The sequence below is a fragment of the Chamaesiphon sp. GL140_3_metabinner_50 genome, assembly GCF_025361915.1.
In the GTDB taxonomy this organism is placed as follows: domain Bacteria; phylum Cyanobacteriota; class Cyanobacteriia; order Cyanobacteriales; family Chamaesiphonaceae; genus Chamaesiphon.
Window position 1 is genome coordinate 1 of sequence record NZ_JANYJC010000135.1, and the last position, 17,402, is coordinate 17,402.

General features: G+C 44.7%; 11 protein-coding genes and 1 pseudogene. 7 read left to right on the forward strand and 5 right to left on the reverse strand.

Annotated elements, in window-relative coordinates; genetic code table 11:
* The 4 genes and pseudogenes from Q0R35_RS07165 to Q0R35_RS07180 all read left to right on the forward strand — a co-directional run.
* Nucleotides 1-586, forward strand: a pseudogene (locus tag Q0R35_RS07165) (fused N-dimethylarginine dimethylaminohydrolase/saccharopine dehydrogenase domain-containing protein); the annotation flags it as partial.
* A gap of 165 nt (nucleotides 587-751) precedes the next feature.
* Entirely contained in the window at nucleotides 752-1,597 is an 846-nt protein-coding gene (locus Q0R35_RS07170; protein ID WP_295615421.1) for a cyanophycinase, read from the forward strand.
* Between the two features lie 433 nt (nucleotides 1,598-2,030).
* A complete protein-coding gene (cphA, locus tag Q0R35_RS07175; RefSeq protein ID WP_295615423.1) occupies nucleotides 2,031-4,775 on the forward strand; it encodes a cyanophycin synthetase in 2,745 nt (914 codons plus the stop codon).
* Between the two features lie 205 nt (nucleotides 4,776-4,980).
* Entirely contained in the window at nucleotides 4,981-6,051 is a 1,071-nt protein-coding gene (locus Q0R35_RS07180; RefSeq protein ID WP_295615425.1) for an acyltransferase family protein, read from the forward strand.
* Nucleotides 6,052-6,100: 49 nt separating this feature from the next.
* Here the strand turns inward: Q0R35_RS07180 and Q0R35_RS07185 are convergent, their stop codons facing one another.
* Together Q0R35_RS07185 and Q0R35_RS07190 are read right to left on the reverse strand one after the other, a co-directional pair.
* The gene (locus tag Q0R35_RS07185) at nucleotides 6,101-7,150 is read right to left on the reverse strand and encodes a tRNA-dihydrouridine synthase family protein (protein ID WP_295615427.1); all 1,050 of its coding nucleotides are present in this window, start codon (nucleotides 7,148-7,150) and stop codon (nucleotides 6,101-6,103) included.
* A 183-nt stretch (nucleotides 7,151-7,333) separates the two neighbouring features.
* Nucleotides 7,334-7,564 (reverse strand): hypothetical protein, encoded by a 231-nt coding sequence (locus tag Q0R35_RS07190; RefSeq protein WP_295615429.1) that lies wholly within the window; start codon nucleotides 7,562-7,564, stop codon nucleotides 7,334-7,336.
* Between the two features lie 169 nt (nucleotides 7,565-7,733).
* On the opposite strand from Q0R35_RS07190, the gene Q0R35_RS07195 reads away from it, so the two are divergent.
* Nucleotides 7,734-8,861, forward strand: coding sequence for a hypothetical protein (locus Q0R35_RS07195; protein ID WP_295615431.1), 1,128 nt, complete (start codon nucleotides 7,734-7,736; stop codon nucleotides 8,859-8,861).
* Between the two features lie 20 nt (nucleotides 8,862-8,881).
* Here Q0R35_RS07195 and Q0R35_RS07200 read toward each other — a convergent pair whose 3' ends face one another.
* Nucleotides 8,882-9,694 (reverse strand): hypothetical protein, encoded by an 813-nt coding sequence (locus Q0R35_RS07200; RefSeq protein WP_295615433.1) that lies wholly within the window; start codon nucleotides 9,692-9,694, stop codon nucleotides 8,882-8,884.
* Between the two features lie 170 nt (nucleotides 9,695-9,864).
* Nucleotides 9,865-10,731, reverse strand: a complete 867-nt coding sequence (locus Q0R35_RS07205; RefSeq protein WP_295615435.1) for a tetratricopeptide repeat protein — start codon at nucleotides 10,729-10,731, stop codon at nucleotides 9,865-9,867.
* Nucleotides 10,732-10,943: 212 nt separating this feature from the next.
* Here Q0R35_RS07205 and Q0R35_RS07210 point away from each other — a divergent pair, with 212 nt between their 5' ends.
* Complete coding sequence (locus Q0R35_RS07210; protein ID WP_295615437.1) at nucleotides 10,944-11,216, forward strand: LemA family protein; 273 nt, start codon at nucleotides 10,944-10,946, stop codon at nucleotides 11,214-11,216.
* Nucleotides 11,217-11,318: 102 nt separating this feature from the next.
* On the opposite strand, the gene Q0R35_RS07215 is transcribed toward Q0R35_RS07210, so the two are convergent.
* A complete protein-coding gene (locus Q0R35_RS07215) occupies nucleotides 11,319-12,614 on the reverse strand; it encodes a glycosyltransferase family 87 protein (RefSeq protein WP_295615440.1) in 1,296 nt (431 codons plus the stop codon).
* Between the two features lie 687 nt (nucleotides 12,615-13,301).
* Between Q0R35_RS07215 and Q0R35_RS07220 the strand changes: the two genes are divergently transcribed.
* Nucleotides 13,302-17,393, forward strand: coding sequence for an amino acid adenylation domain-containing protein (locus tag Q0R35_RS07220; protein ID WP_295615442.1), 4,092 nt, complete (start codon nucleotides 13,302-13,304; stop codon nucleotides 17,391-17,393).
* Nucleotides 17,394-17,402: the final 9 nt, after the last annotated feature.

A 17,402-nucleotide genomic window follows, 5' to 3' on the forward strand; every position in this document is an offset into this window, starting at 1 on the left:
CCTGAATCGGTTGATTCGCGACGGTTACGTCCACGCCCTATTAGGTGGTAATGCGATCGCCGTCCACGATATCGAGCAGTCTTTAATGGGCACCTCTTTGGGCGTAGATATGCAGCGCGGTACCTCGGTACATGGCGGACACCGCCACCACCTGAAAGCAATTAATACAATTCGTCGCTGCGGGAGCATTGCCAACGCCGTCGAACAAGGCATTTTGACAAGTGGCGTAATGTATGAGTGCGTCAAGCATCAGATTCCCTTTTCCCTCGCCGGATCGATTCGCGACGATGGCCCCTTGCCCGATACTAAAATGGATCTGCTCGAAGCCCAGGCAGATTACGCGCGCTTAATTGAAGGTGCCGACCTAATTTTGATGTTATCGAGTATGCTCCATTCGATCGGGGTCGGTAATATGACCCCCGCTGGTGTAAAAATGGTCTGTGTGGACATTAATCCTGCCGTAGTGACTAAACTCAGCGATCGCGGCTCGATCGAATCGATCGGCGTTGTCACCGATGTCGGATTATTCTTGAGCCTACTAATCCAACAACTCAACAAGCTGACAGGACAGTATGACAAGTTTTAGGTTTTAGGCTTTAGGCTTTAGGCTTTAGGCTTTAGGCTTTAGGCTTTAGGCTTTAGGCTTTAGGAGGTAGAGGGTAAAGGGTAACGGAAAACTTACTCCTTACTCCTTACTTCTTACTCCCACCTCCCACCTCCCCCCTCCCATCTCCCATCTCCCATCACAATTATGCTTGAAGTAAAGCCCATTCTAGTCCAACAATCTATGGTCATTTCTACCCGCTATCCAGTCATGGTAATTGGGGGTGCAGAAGATAAGGTCAATGGCTGTGAGATCTTGAGAGCCTTCTTTGAAAGTGCTGGTGGACAGCAAGCTAGCATTGGGATCGTACCGTGTGCGTCCCAAGAACCCAGCGTTGTTGGCGATCGTTACTACAAAATATTTCAGGGAATGGGCGCGCAACAAGTCCAAGTACTTGACATTCGACAGCCGAGAGAATGTGATGAAGAGAGATGGTTGGATATTTTGGAGCGATGTACGGGTATCTTTATTACAGGGGGAGATCAACAGCGATTGTGCGATCTCATTGGTGGGAGCAAGTTTATTGCATCCATCAAGCAGCGAATCGAACGGGGGGATCTCGTCATGGCGGGAACTAGTGCTGGCGCAGCCATCGTCGGTGAAAAGATGATTGCTGGCGGGAGCAGTGGTGAATCGCCAAATCAATTATTAGTCGATCTGACTGATGGTTTGGGAATTTTCCCCGATTTGTTAGTGGATCAACATTTCCACAACCGCAATCGGATGGCAAGATTAATGAGTGCGATCGCGGCCCATCCTGATAAATTAGGCATTGGCATCGATGAAGATACCTGTGCTGCTTTTGATGGTGAGGGCACCTTTGAAGTTATCGGCAAAGGTACCATTACCATTATCGATCCGCGAGAATTGACTCATACCAATTATCTGGATGTGGTGAAAACCTCGCCATTAAGTCTGCACAATCTGACAGTACATGTCTTGAGTAAAGGCAATCGGTATAACTATCAACATCGGACTGTCTTACCTTCTTAAATCGTAGTTAAGCCAAATTCGGTCGATCGGTAAGTACGATTGCTGCTGAAATTATTTCGCTCTTCAAGTTAAACCCGACTCGTACTTTAAGCCTTTTTGGCGATTACCTTCGGTAGGTGATGCCAACGTTATAGTGTGCAGGGATACTTTTAAATAGCGATAATTAGCAAATGTTTGCGCTAGAATATTTCCAAGTATCAATAGTTAGCAAATTTGTGCGCTGTGATACTTTTAAATATCGATAGTTAGCAAATTTGTGTGCTGTGATACAGAAGTAGATACCCAACTTGAAATTAAGTTAAGAGTAAGATTTTTATATATGTTAAGTGAGATTTGAGTAGCCAAGATGCTTAACCTCAAACTTTAATAACTCTATCTAAAGAGTGATATATTACATTTAATTACACAGTACTAAATAAAGCGCACTACATTTATGAAAATTCTCCAAACCCAAACGCTTCGAGGCCCGAACTACTGGAGCATCCGCCGCTCAAAGCTGATTCTCGTGCGCCTGGATTTGGAGGATCTGGCCGATCGACCTTCTAATACCATTCCGGGGTTTTATGAAGGTTTAGTCGCAACTTTGCCCAGCCTAGAAGAGCATCACTGCTCGCCGGGATGTCGCGGGGGTTTTTTGAGTCGGGTCAAAACATCGACAATGATGGGGCATATTCTAGAGCATGTGGCTCTGGAGCTGCAAACCCTAGCGGGGATGGAAGTTGGCTTTGGGCGCACCCGCGAGACAGCTACAGATGGCATCTATCAAGTCGCGATTGAGTACCAAATTGAAACCGCTGGACGTTATGCCGTCAGAGCCGCACTCCGGCTGTGTGAGAGTATCGTCGATACTGGTAGCTACCCCACCGCCGAACTAGAGCGAGACTTGAACGATTTAATCGAGCTGCGGGATGAAGCCGCATTGGGAGCCAGCACCGAGGCACTAGTCCGCGAAGCTCACCGGATGGGCATCCCCTCGATGACGCTAGATACTTGCGATCTGATTCAATTTGGCTACGGTAAATATCAAAAACGCATTCAGGCGGCTCTAACTTCCCACAGCAACGTGCTGGGGGTAGAGTTAGCTTGCGATAAGGAACGTACCAAAAAAATTCTGGCGAGTATGGGCGTACCCGTGCCCGTGGGGATGACGATTGATTCCTTTGGCGAGTTGGCAGGCGCGGTCGAACGATTGGGCTACCCGATCGTGATTAAGCCTTTAAATGGCAACCACGGGCGCGGTGTGAGTATCGATATCAAAACGTGGGAACAGGCAGAAGTCGCCTACGATCGCGCGCGGGATATCTCTAAAGGCACGATCGTCGAACACTTCTATCAAGGTCGGGATCACCGGATTTTGGTAGTAAATCACAAAGTCGTAGCAGTCGCCGAGCGCGTCCCCGCACACGTTGTCGGTAGCGGCTTGTGGACGATCGCCGCCCTAGTCGAGCAAGAGAATCAAAATCCGCAGCGCGGCAAGGGTCACGATAATATGCTCACCCAGATTGAAATCGACGACTCGACCAAGGAACTACTCGATCGACAAGGCTATACCCTCGATACCATTTTACCAGAGGGCGAAATTTGTTACCTGCGGGCGACAGCAAATCTCAGCACGGGCGGGATCGCGATCGATCGTACCGATGAAATCCATCCCCATACCGTCTGGATCGCCGAGCGCGTCTCACACATTATCGGTTTAGATGTGATCGGGATCGATGTAATTACCACCGATATTACTAAAACCCTCGCCGAGGCAGATGGTACGATCGTCGAAGTCAATGCCGCACCGGGCTTGCGGATGCACATCGCCCCCAGTCAAGGTGTCGGTCGGAATGTGGCTGCGCCGATCCTGCAAATGTTATTTCCCCCCGGAACGCCAACGCGAATTCCGGTCGTGGCAATTACGGGTACTAATGGTAAAACTACAACCACCCGCGCGATCGCCCATATCTTCAGTCAAGTATATGATTCGGTTGGTTTTACCACTACCGACGGCATCTATATCGGCGATCGTCTAGTCGAAAAAGGCGATACTACAGGCCCTCAAAGTGCCCAGATTATTCTCCAAGATCCGACAGTGGATATTGCCGTACTCGAAACCGCACGCGGCGGCATTCTTCGCTCTGGGCTTGCTTTCCAATCCTGCGATGTTGGGGTGGTACTAAATGTCGCAGCCGATCATTTGGGCTTAGGCGATATCGACAATATCGACCAAATGGCCAAAGTCAAAGCCGTCATCGCCGAAGCAGTTCACGCCGATGGTTATGCGGTACTGAATGCCGACGACGATCGCGTCGCGGCAATGGCAAAGCATGTCGTCGGGAAGGTGGCTTATTTCTCGATGGACTCTGATAACCCCCTCGTTCGCGCCCACGTTCAGCGCGGGGGCATTGCTGCCGTGTTAGAAGAGGGCTACATTTCGATCTTGCAGCAAGATTGGGTACACCGGATCGAGAAAGTCGAGCGCGTACCGATTACCCTGGGCGGACGGGCACCATTTATGATCGCCAATGCCCTCGCCGCGAGTCTAGCCACCTTCGTTCAGGGGATGAAAATCGAGCAAATTCGGGCGGGTTTACGCACCTTCCGGGCTTCAGCAGAGCAGACCCCCGGACGGATGAATTTATTCAACCTGGGCAATTATCACGCGCTAGTAGATTATGCCCACAATCCAGCGGGGTATGCAGCAGTTGGCAGTTTTGTCAAGAACTGGCCGGGTAAATCGATCGGAGTCATTGGCGGCCCAGGCGATCGCCGCGATGAAGATTTAATCGAATTGGGTCGGCTCTCTGCTACATTCTTCGATCGGATCGTCATTAAAGAAGATGAGGATCTGCGCGGTCGCGATCGGGGTGAAGTAGCCGCATTAATCGTCCAAGGGATCGCTCAAGCCAAAACCGAGACTCCCGTCCCCCACACGATTCAGCTCAACGAAGGCGAAGCACTCGAATGGGCATTAGATCGGGCGGCTGATAATGCATTGGTGGCGATTTTTGCTGATAATGTCACTCAATCGATCGCGCTGATTATGTCCCGCAATCCGATTGTTGATGATGTACCAGTAACATCGCCACCAGATCTCAAACTAGTCGGTTTGCCAATCGCTGCACCAATCGCGATCGGGAATAGCAACAACGGCGATAGTGCCCATGTATTGTCGGCAAAACCCAAGAGCTAGTCACAGTATCGATCGTCAATTAACATTTCTAATCGGGTAGGGGCAATGTCTTGTCGGTTTTTTTATTCGGAGGGAACCTCCGAATAAAACCGCCGCTTGATGAATTGCCCCTATTTGTTGTGGTAAATAAAGCAAGTATACATATTACTTGACTTAATTGTATTTCTCGCCGTATTATCGATCGAGTTTTAACTAAGGATTTAGCATGACCCAGCGAAATAATACCATTGATATCACCAAAGGGCTGGGAATAGCTTTAGTTGTGCTCGGTCATAACTGGATTGCTCTACATGAAGATAAAGGTATCCTGTTTAGATTAATTTTCTCATTTCACATGCCTTTATTTTTCTTTGTTTCAGGAATATTCCTCAAAGAATCTGAGCCGATAAAGCCATTCATTTTTTCAAAGGTAGATTCTTTATTGAAGCCATATCTAGTTGTCTTAATATGCGTAGGTATTGGCGAAATGTTGTCTCATCACCCACTTTGGATAAAGCACATTTTTGGGATAGTCTATGGAACAGGTAGTACGATCGCGTGGGAAGCACTTTGGTTTTTACCACATCTATTTATTGCTCTATTATTTTCAAGATTATTTTTGAACATAACAGATAAATTCAAGTATAAGTTGGTTTTAAGAATCTCGGCTAATACATTTTTTTTGATAATCGGTGCAACATTTATCGATGTTTTTTGGCGAATCGACGTATCAAATTTAAGTTATGCTAATACGATGTTTGGTCAAATGAAATATTTACCAGGACTCCCATTTAGCATTGACATTATCTGGATTAGCTCTGCTTTTATTATGTTTGGATTTTTGATGAGACAAAATATTCAATCGTTGCGCTTTAATTATTTAGGTTTCTTTGGTGCAATACTCATATTTTCTCTATTGCACTATTGGTTCGATCGAACTCTCGATCTAAATAAGAGAGTATATGGAGATGCGATTATCTCATCATTAAAAGCAATGCTAGGTATATACATTACTATCTCTTTTGCCACATTAATGGATAATTTTGTTGTCATCAAGAAAATCCTGGCATATTTAGGGTCGAGCAGCCTATTTATCTTGATATTTCATGGTATTCTACAGGAAAAATCGTTCGAGTTTCTTTCTCTTCTAAGCAAAGCGGACTACTTCAATTCGCTATTGGCATTTCTTGTGGGTATCATCGCACCAATTATACTTTTAGAAACCATCAAGCGGCAACCGCTGATGTCAGCAATGCTTCTACCCAGAAAATTAAAACCTTTATATAAAAATTGCTAGGATCGAACAGCGACTATTCCCCATCTGTTGCTCTACACAAAACAGATCGTTAACCCTCGCAACCCGGACGAGCTAACAGCCCTGGATATGGGTTATCGGCAAATACCCGATCGGGATGAGTTAATAACTCGCGATCGCACACCCCAAATAATTCCGCTTCAGTCTGCGCCTTCCGCATCTCTTTCAAAAATACACCCGCCGGATCTACCCCCTGTCCGATATAGTTGAGATACATCTTCAGACGGCTGATGCGCGATCTTTCCTGGATTGCTTGTACCGTAGGCATCCGAAACAATCGATCGATATAATCGCGTACCTGAGCTAGCGTCACCACTTCAACTGGTTGTCGCGCCAACGCTTGACGAATTTGCTTAAAAATCCAAGGATTGCGAATCGCAGATCTGCCGATCGAAACTCCCGCCGCTTGGGTAAAGCCAAGAATTTCGAGTGCGGTAGGTGCCGAAGTCACGTTCCCATTTGCCAATACCGGACACCGCAATCGAGATACCGCATGGGCGATCGAGTCATAATGGACGGTACCGTGATACATTTCCTTCACCGTCCGACCGTGTAAACTCAATAAATCGATCTGATGTCGATCGATCGATGCCAAGACGCGATCGAAATTGGCAGTATCTTCAAATCCAATCCGCATCTTCACCGTAAACCGTCCAGCTATAGCCGAGCGTAACTCGCCTAGAATCCGATCGATTTTATCGGGATCGCGCAACAGTCCCCCACCGACATTCTTCCGATAAATTTTGGGTGCGGGACAACCCATATTTAAATCTATTCCCGCGATCGGATAATGACTGAGTAAGTGCGCCGTCCGCACCAGATCGGGGATGCTCTCACCCAGCATCTGAGCGAAAATCGGGCGACCTGTAGTATTTTCGACGATCGCTTTAACGATATGTTTTTCCGGGCGCGAAGTCTCATGCACCCGTAAATATTCAGTAAAAAAGTAGTCCGGACAGCCATAACTAGCGATCGTCGTCATAAAGCAAACATCCGTCACATCCTGCATGGGTGCTAAGGCTGTCACCGTCGCTAAATTAGCAGTCGGAGCATCGAGAGTAGTCACATTGAGCAGCGTCATGTAAATAGCATACCAACTCTGGTTACTATTTTGGAGAGGGGGAGAGGGGGAGTAAGGAGTAAGAAGTAAGGAGTATGGAAAATCCCCTCCTTGGAGGGGTGCCCGTAGGGCGGGGTGGGTAGATCTTCGCTAAAACCTAAAACCTAAAACCTAAAACCTAAAACCTAAAACCTAAAACCTAAATCACATCATGCCCCAGTATTCTGGTTTGACCGAATCTTCGATCGCTAGTAGCCACGCCGCCAGATCGAAACCTACTGCTACTCGCCAGACTTGCACCTGTGCGAACTGTCGATCTGTACCGCGACAGACGAGCCAGCGATAGCTCCAATAGCTCAATGCCACCCATCGGAGATAACGACGTTTCAACCAGCGCAAGGGATTGCGTCGAAAAGAATTGAATTGTCCGCGCATTGGTAAATTTTTAACAGATTTTAATATATCTAAACAATTATGCCAAAGATTTTCCCACTTAGCTCGATCTCTAGTGAAGTTAACAACGACTCGCGATCGCCTGATGTAGTTTAAAATAGGATTAAATCGTCTCAATCCTAGTGTCTGACAGTTAGCGTTTACGGTAAATATGTATCAATCTTCCACCCGCAAAAACTTTTTAGACACTTTAGTCGATCCGACGACGATCGCAATTCTAGCTTCGATCGGTCTACATGCCAGCATTGGAGCTATATTACCCTTTTTCACCCAGCCAGACAAAGAAGCTCAAAAAGCTGGCCCCACTACAGTCAAGGTCGTTCAACTTACTCCCAGCGAGCTACAGCGCATCCCTCAAGCTCCGCAAGTCCCCAAGCCGCAAGTTTTACCCTCAGCTAGACCGATCGTCCCCAGTCGCCCAGCAGCGGCTCCTCCAAGCACCAAATTTTCTACCGCGCCTCAAACTATTCCCTTTTCGCCACAGCGTCCGTCTGACGGCACGATTTTTAAAGCACCCACCCCCAAGCAGAAAAAAGTAGTCCCCCAAAAACAACCCATCGCCCCAGACTTCGACCCCGAAAACGTTTTTAAGCCTACTACCAAACCAACGCCAAAAGTATCCCCACCTGTCAAACCCAAACCAATCGCCAAAAAACCTCAACCCGTCACTCCTACCCCACAGCCAAACACCGAGACAGACGACGATGGCGGCGACAAACCGCTAACAACCGAACCATCGCCCAATCCTAATAATCAGGCACAACAACCAGCCGCAACGCCGAAACCCACACCCACATCTACGCCTACGCCTACCACTACTCCAACACCGCAGCCATCGGGCACTCCCACGGGTAATAATGGTGGCAATGGCTTTTATGGTAAATATACCGATGCAGCTCTCCAGCAACTGAGCTTATTTATGAAAGAGTATGATGTTAAAGAACCTTATCCATCGAAGACCATCACGATTAAATATCCACAAGGAATGCTCTGTGGTAAAGAAAAACAAACTCCCTTTATCGTGTTGATGGCTGTTCTCGGTTCAGTTCCTGAAAATCCAGATGAAGCTATTTTAGGATCTATTAGTGCAGACAGTCTCAAAATCAAAACATTTACAGACCGAGACACGCTAGAGCAACGAAAGTTAGGAGAAATTGCCAGTAGAGCAGCAACAGAAGAATTAAGTGCAGCCGATAAAAATCGCCCACTAAAAGACAAAGGTAAGCGAGTTATTTATCAATATCGCGTCCAATTCGATCCGACGACTTGTAAAAAGTAAGCTAGATTTCGATCGAACATTTAATCGATACTTAATAATAAAGATCGAAATAACTCGTCATCAGGAGCGACCCGAATACACCGACACCAATGGACTAAATCGAGGTTAAATTTACGAGCGAGTTCTTGCAGCCGATCGATCGATGCTTCAGTTGGTGATATATTAGCATCTTGACCGATCGCAATTACTTGAACTTTGCTATTGGGCACAATACCATAGATCCAAAAGTCGTCATTTAATGCAAATGAATAACCATCAGCAATCGGTGACTGCGATCCGTCGTAAGTTATCCCGGCGGATTTAGTAGTAACCTTTAATATATTTGCCAGATGGGTTAAGGCAAGATTACTGACGATCGGAATTTCGGGTTTCGATCGGATATGAATGGCACTCCAGCAAACTCCAACGGCTGCGGTTTCATTAATTATGCTAATTTTAGAAATTTCTTTATCGACTTTATCAGCAAGTTGATGAGAAATAAATTCAAATTGCCGCCAGTCATCTTCAGCAAATGTTAATTCACTACCAGAAAGCGGGCGATTATTTACTGCTGGAATTACGCTACAGATCGATGGTAAACTATACAGAATATCATTAGGATTAACCAGTTCGATCCGCCGAATCCACAAAATGAGGGTCTTAGATTTTGTATATTGAGCGCGAGTTTTTGGTCGAGCATTCAACACACTCCACTCTGCGCCGCTAAGTTCGATCTTGGTATCGCGCTCGAATGAATCTGGTAAATTATTAGCAGGAATATGGGTAAGACCGAGCGATTCACCTGTAAGGTCGTCTATAAATGTGACTTCGATATTTAAGCTGAATGATGCCATAACTTTCTAAATACATCGAAATAAATACCAATTCTCGCTCGATCGCTCGGTTAGTTTCCAGATTGCCTATCGACCTTTCCACTATAGCAATTTAGATGTGAACTTGCTAGTCGATTCCTTGCTTTTTATCGCTATCACAATCGATTGACGATCGATGTATAACTAGTAAGTTATGGTCGGTCTTTACTAGATCGATCGCTAATATCGTATGCTGATGTCTGCTTTTTAATTGCCTTATTATAGTTATCTAAATCTCCTTGCTGATGAAATAAATTAGCGGCTCGATCGAAGTCAGAGATCGCACTTACTCGATCTTTTAACACGATTTTGTTGAGAGCGCGATTGTAGTAAGCTCTAGCATAATTGGGATCGATCGCGATCGCTAAATCATAGTCTGAAATTGCACCTAAATTATCGCCCGTTTCACATTTAATATTACCTCGATTATAAAGAGCTTTGATATATTCTGGGGCGATTGAAATCGCTCGATCGTAGTCAGCAATCGCCGCAACATTATCGCCTAAATCGTGTTGAATATTTCCTCTTTGATAGTATGCTTTGGCATAGTTTGAATCTACAGATATCGCCCGATCGAAGTCTACAATTGCCTCTTTTTTATCATTTAACTCTAGCTTGGCTAAACCCCGATTGTAGTAAGCCTTAGCATAATGGGCATCGTGTTTAATCGCCCAACTATAATCGGCAATTGCTTGTGAAATATTACCAGCTTTGATTCGAGCACGACCGCGATTATAATAAGCCTTAGCATAGTTATTGTCGAGATTAATCGCCCGATTGTAATCGGCAATCGCTCCTGCCAAATCGCCGATTTGTCCTTTTGCTAAACCGCGATTATTATAAGCTTGAAAATAGTTGTTATTTAGCGATATCGCTCGATCGTATTCAGCAATCGCCCCAACTAGATCGCCTAATGCATGTTTGTTTATTCCTTGACGGTTGTATTTTGTAGATCGATCTAAATCGCTCTCTAACGGCTTACTATCTGCATCAGCAGTCGGAACATGATAGTCGGTCATAACGATCTATGTCTCCCCTGAAATTGACTTGTTGTTACGTACTCAATTATTATAAGCATAGGGGCAACCAAGAGCGATCGATAACAAATATTATCATTTGACTGGCGATCGAAAATTTTCATTATTTGTCAATTCGATCGATCCGAGTGGGTACTCTACGATTATGTAGTCACCGAATTGAGTTTTATCGGAATTTTCATCTTCATCATCGCATGAGGCGCGACACTTGGATCGATTGGCGAGCCAGTAGTAGAGCGGCTAGAGATCCGGGCGCGCCCGCGCAAATGCAAAGCCTAAGCGAGGCGGAAGGTGCCCTGACGGGGGCTTTAGGTAGATTATTTGCTGTCAGTGAATCTTATCCAGATCTCCAAGCCGATGGGACGATGATGCAGTTCATAGAGCCTTTCCTGACAAAAGAAATCTTTAGCATCCTATTTTGCACCAATTCTGCGTTTCCCCCTATAAACTCTAGTATAAAAGTTTAGAGGACTACGATAGCGAGAATGTTTGTTTTTTTACTCTCTACTCCCCTTTTTAAACACCCTATAAAGAATAGGAAAATTTGATAAAATAACTATTGCCCTAGTTTATACTTCAAGTTTACTATTGGATGGCTGAGGGTGATTGTTATTTTGCAATCGTGCAGCCAATAATACTCCTAGTAGGATAATTCCTCCAAAGAAATAATGAGAAATTAATACTTTAAAAAAGAGAAATTGAACAACTGCATCTTGAGATTCAAAAATCACAGGAAGTGATATTAGAAAGGCACTTAGCCAGATCGAGGTAGCCCACCTCCATCCTTGGGGAACAGCTAATTTATCAGCTATGTATAATGAATAAGGAAGCAGTAAGAGTAGATAATAGTGAGTCCAAGCAATTGGACTGATGACTAATGCTAAACATAGGACAATTGAGAATTCCAGGTTTTTTTCTTTGACATTATTAGGAGATTTTGAACGCCAAAAAACGAATATAACCACACCTACTAGTAGAAAAAGTAGAAAGGCTCGTGCTACTTTGAAGTCCCAACTTATCTCCAACAATTGCCAACTATTCAGTTGAGCATTAAGCAACAGGCGAGCTAGAAAGCTATTTACTGACTGAACGTTGAAAGCTCCTATTGGTTTGTCAGCAAAGGGAGCAATGCATTCTTGATACCAAGCTAAGTGTAGCTTAGTACCAAATAGTAGTAGAGATGCTCCAACAATGGCTATTAGTGCTGCACCATATCCTGCTACTACCCACCATTTTTTCCGTGCGAGATAGTAAAAGCCTAGAAGCCACAACGGAACTTTTATGAATGCTGTTATCGCCACTAATACTCCATTCCAAATCGCCATTTTCCTGCTATTAAAATAATAAGCTACTACCAATAAAAGCAAGACAAAGTGAGTGCTGTTACCTATTTTAACACTGTAATAAAGAGGGCCGTTTATTATAAACAGCCCAGTTAAGACCACAGCTCTCCAATCAAATGTTTGAGTTATTTTAATAAGCAAATACCAAGTTATAAAAATAGCTAAAATCCCGATAATACGAAATAGTCGCGCAGCATCAGTCTCACTCAGTACATTTAGAGGTGTAAATACATAAGCTAGTAGCGGGATATTGACAAAACCAGAAACACACACGTCGGCACCTTCTCGGTGGTACATGCTAAATGGATTTTGTAAAACTTGCTTACCAGCAGGATAATAAGCTTTTATAAAATCATCACCGTTGCCTACTGTCACCTTCCACATAAATCTTGTCATAATTATAAAAGGAGCTGTGGAGCATAGCCACAAAACCCATTCCCGTTTCAAGATTTTTTTTGCTAAAGCATTTATACTCAGAGTAGAAATAATTATAAAGGTAAAAAATATATAGTTATTCACCATAATTTAACGTGAGTTTAGGATAAGGAAAGAAGAAAAAAAGTAGAATTTCACCAGAACGAGCAGTTGAGATAGACTCAACCAGAAAACCAAGCATATTCCGCTTTTGCAAATGGAGGAAAGATACAACAATGGTAGCTGTTCACAGGGGTATGAAGTCAATGGGTTTGAGACTGCAATAGGCTGAGAAAATGGCTAATCAGTACTCGAACGTGTCAGAAAATAGCCGGAAACCCGCATTCTCTCATCACCCCCTGAACAGTTACCGATAAATTACCCACTCGTCAACGCACAATTCGGTAAAATTCGATCCGATGATGTAATTCTCGATCGAGATTATCGATCGACCGATCGATCGTGGTAATTTGGGATCGGCTACTTACCCGAATAAATCTCCCATCTGGGTGAAATCTATTTGATGAGATCGATCCGAGCTAATTTCACAAAGCACAATCTTTTCATGCCAACGCTTTTACCCAATCTCCAGATCGATCGGAGAAATTGAGCATAAAGATCTGTCTTGTGATTGATTTGTTTGCTTGGCGATCGCCATTAAGCTAGGATAGATAATACTACAGACAACTTCCGATCGTCATGAATGGTTACAGCACCACTGGAGTTGCAACCCTATTTGCATAGTGGAGGTTAACACATCGATCGGCGCGAATACTTACTATTTGTCATTAATATATGAGCCAGAATCTGCTCGGTAGTCTAACAGATGATGAAGAACTTAATGTTTCTGAAGCAGCAGAGGTGTTCGTTTTTCATACTTCCTTTGCCCAACAGCGATTGTGGTTTCTCGACAGGTTAGCACCAGGCAATCCCTTTTACAATGTCTCAACCGCACTGCGCCTCACAGGTGCGCTAAACTTTACCGCTTTAAAGCAGACATTTAACGAACTCGTCCGTCGCCACGAAACCTTACGCACTAGGTTTTTGGTGGTGAATGGGCAACCCCTACAGGCAATCTCGCCGAGCCTGAGCATCCCGCTACCCCTTGTCGATTTACGCAATCTAGATAGCCCAGAGCAGGAAACACAACTGCGGCAAATCGCCACCGCAGCCGCTCAACAGCCATTCGACCTCGCCACTGGGCCGTTGCTGCGAGTAAAGCTGCTACAACTAGATGATGCCGAATATGTGCTACTGCTAAATCTACATCACATTGTCGCCGATGGTTGGTCGATTGGGGTGCTAGTTCGAGAACTGGGGATATTATACAAAGCCTTTGCATCTGGTAAGGAGCCTACCCTACCGGAACTACCAATTCAATATGCGGATTTTGCCCAATGGCAACGGGAGTGGCTGCAAGGAGTAGGGACAGGCGATTCGCCATTACAAACCCAGTTGGCTTACTGGCAACAGCAGTTAGCTGGAATTTCGGTGCTAAATCTCCCCGCAGACCGTCCCAGACCTGCTGTGCCGAGCTATAAAGGTGCAAAACAGGTTTTAGAGTTATCGCCCTCTCTGAGTCAAGCATTAGAGGCACTGAGCTACCACGAAGGCGTGACTTTATTTATGACGATGCTGGCAGCGTTTGAGACATTGCTCTATCGCTATACGCAACAAGAAGATATTGCGATCGGTTCGCCCATTGCCAATCGCAACCGGAGTCAATTAGAAGGATTAGTTGGTTTTTTTGTCAATAGTTTGGTGCTACGGACAGATTGTTCGGGGCAACCGACGTTTCGAGAATTATTGCGTCGAGTGCGAGAGGTAACTTTAGGTGCCTATGCTCATCAGGATTTGCCATTTGAAAAGTTAGTAGAGGAGCTGCACCCAGAGCGAGATTTGAGCTATCATCCGTTGTTTCAGGTGGCATTTAGCTTTCAAAATACACCGATTTCAGCACTAGAGTTACCTGGAGTAACGCTGTCGCTATTGGAGTTCGATACCACCACTGCGAAGCTCGATTTAGAGTTCCATTTGTGGCAGGATGCGGGAAGTGTCAAAGGGCAAATGGTATATAGCACCGATATCTTTGAGAATGCTACTATTACGCGAATGCTCGGACATTTTCAAACTTTGCTAGCAAGTGTTGTTGCTAATCCAGAACAGCGCGTTTCTGATGTGGCGGTGCTGAGTGTGCGAGAACGACAACAGTTATTAATCGATTGGAACGACACGAACAAAGATTACCCTAAAGAGTGTTTTTATCAGTTATTTGAAGAACAGGTGCGAAAAACTCCAGACGCGATCGCGTTAGTATTTAATGAGCAGCAATTAACCTATCAAGAACTAAATATCCGAGCGAATCAACTCGCCCATTATTTGCAAGAAATGGGGACAATTCCCGAAGGAGTAGTCGGCATTTATATCGATCGATCTCCAGAAGCTATCGTCGCCATATTAGCTATTTTCAAAGCTGGTGGAGCATATCTCCCTTTGGATCCTAGTCTACCGCAAGAGCGTCTGAACTTTATGTTAGCAGATGCCCAAGTTTCATTATTAATAATCCGATCGAATTCAAGCGATATATTTAAAAATTTCTTACAGCCAATTATTGACATCGATCGAGAGTGGAAAACCATTAAACAATACAGCCCAGAAAACCCCACCAGTTGCGTCACATTAGATAACCTAGCTTATATTATCTATACATCTGGCTCAACTGGACAACCAAAAGGTGTTGCGATCGAACAGCGAGGATTGTCCAACTTAGCACAAGCTCAGATTGAGATATTTAATATTCAACCGAATTACCGGATTTTACAATTTGCATCGTTAAGTTTCGATGCTTCAATTTTTGAGATTGTGATGGCATTGCGATCGGGTGCAACTCTCTATTTAGCTGACAAAGAATCCTTATTGCCCGGACAAACTTTGCTCGAATTGTTGCACGAAGAAGCGATTACTCACGTCACCTTACCACCCGCAGTATTAAACGTTCTACCTTTAGCATCGCTACCAGCATTGCAAACTATTATTTGTGCGGGTGAATCCTGCCCCGAAGATATTATTAACAGGTGGTGGAAACCTCATCGGCGGTTTTTTAATGCTTATGGATTGACAGAAGCAACGGTGTGGTCTACCGTTGCCGAAATTAAGTCTCCGAGCGAACAAATATCGATCGGGCGACCGATCGTGAATACACAAATTTATATATTAGATAAACATTTAGAGCCAGTACCAATTGGAATTAATGGCGAACTATATATCGGTGGTGATGGATTGGGACGAGGATATCTCAATCGTCCCGAATTAACTGCCAAACATTTTATTGCTCATCCTTTTGAAGATCGACAGGAATCGCGACTTTACAAAACAGGCGATTTAGCTCGATATCGATCGGATGGTAATATTGAATTTTTAGGTCGGAGCGACAATCGCGTCAAAATTCGTGGCTTTCGGATCGAATTATCAGAAATTAAAACTGCGATCGGTCGGCATCCAGATGTGCGAACAGTAGTGGTAATCGATCGAGAGAATAACTATGGAGATAAGTATTTAATTGCTTATATTGTCTCTCGTACAGATACGCCAAATTTCACATCTTCATTATTACGCAAATTTTTAACAGAAAAATTACCAGAATACATGATGCCAAAAGCTTTGGTATTTCTAGATGCGCTCCCACTCACTGCTAGTGGCAAAGTCGATCGAGATGCGCTTATAAAACTCGATCCTGCGCCCAAGATCGATAAGGAATTTATTGCACCGCTTACTCCTACCGAGTCCACCCTGGCTGAAATTTGGGCTGAAGTCCTGAATATCGATCGAGTGGGTATTTACGACAACTTCTTCGATTTGGGTGGAGATTCGCTCTTAACTGTCCGGTTGTTACAACAAATATCCGATCGACTTAATTATGAATTACCACTAGCTAGCTTATTTTTAAATCCGACACTTGAAAGTTTAGCAGCTTGGATATCTTCACCACCCGATACGCTCCCGCGATCGCCTTTAGTTGCAATTCAACCTAATGGCTCAAACTCAGCTTTCTTTTGCATCCATCCCGTGTTTGGTGTTGTTTTTCCTTATTATGAATTAGCCGCACAATTAGGGAAGAACCAGCCATTCTATGGACTTCAACCGATCGGACTCGATGGCAAAACTCCGCCCCTAAAGCGGATTGAAGATATGGCTGCTCATTATATCGAAGCATTGAGATCGGTACAGCCCCACGGCCCTTATTATTTGGGAGGTTGGTCGTTTGGCGGTTGGGTGGCATTTGAAATGGCTCAACAACTCCATCAGGCAGGGGAAGAAGTAGCATTACTAGCGGTGCTGGATACTTTGGCACCAATACCAGGACATGTATCTTTAGGTCATGGTTTAAAGTTTATGCTAACGACAGCGGCGCGATATATTTGGCCGTTCTTTCTCGATTATGTTTATCTAATTATCGCGATTGTCAAGCAGCAAATTATTAGTTTAATCGATCGATTTCCTAATTTTAAAAAAATCGTGCGTTACTCTGGCTGGGAGTGGCTGATGCGATCTCGATCGCATCAGAATGATACCCTCAACCCGTCGAAAGAATCCCAGCTCAGAATTTTAAGCGAGTTAGCTATCGTGCCGATGCTGCGGGTGTTCTATGCCAATAGTCAAGCAGTGCTTGACTACGTGCCGCAAGCCTACTCCAGCCGTATCGATTTGTTTAGAACCACGGCTCAGACAAGTATTGGCGAGGACGAGCCGAGTTTGAGCTGGGATCGGCTAGCTGAAGGTGGAACGGAAATTCATCATCTTCCTGGCAATCATCTGACGATGCTCAGGAAGCCGCATATCCAGGTGCTTGCGGCACAGCTAAAAGCTTGTATCGATCGAGCTACGTAAATGGGCTGA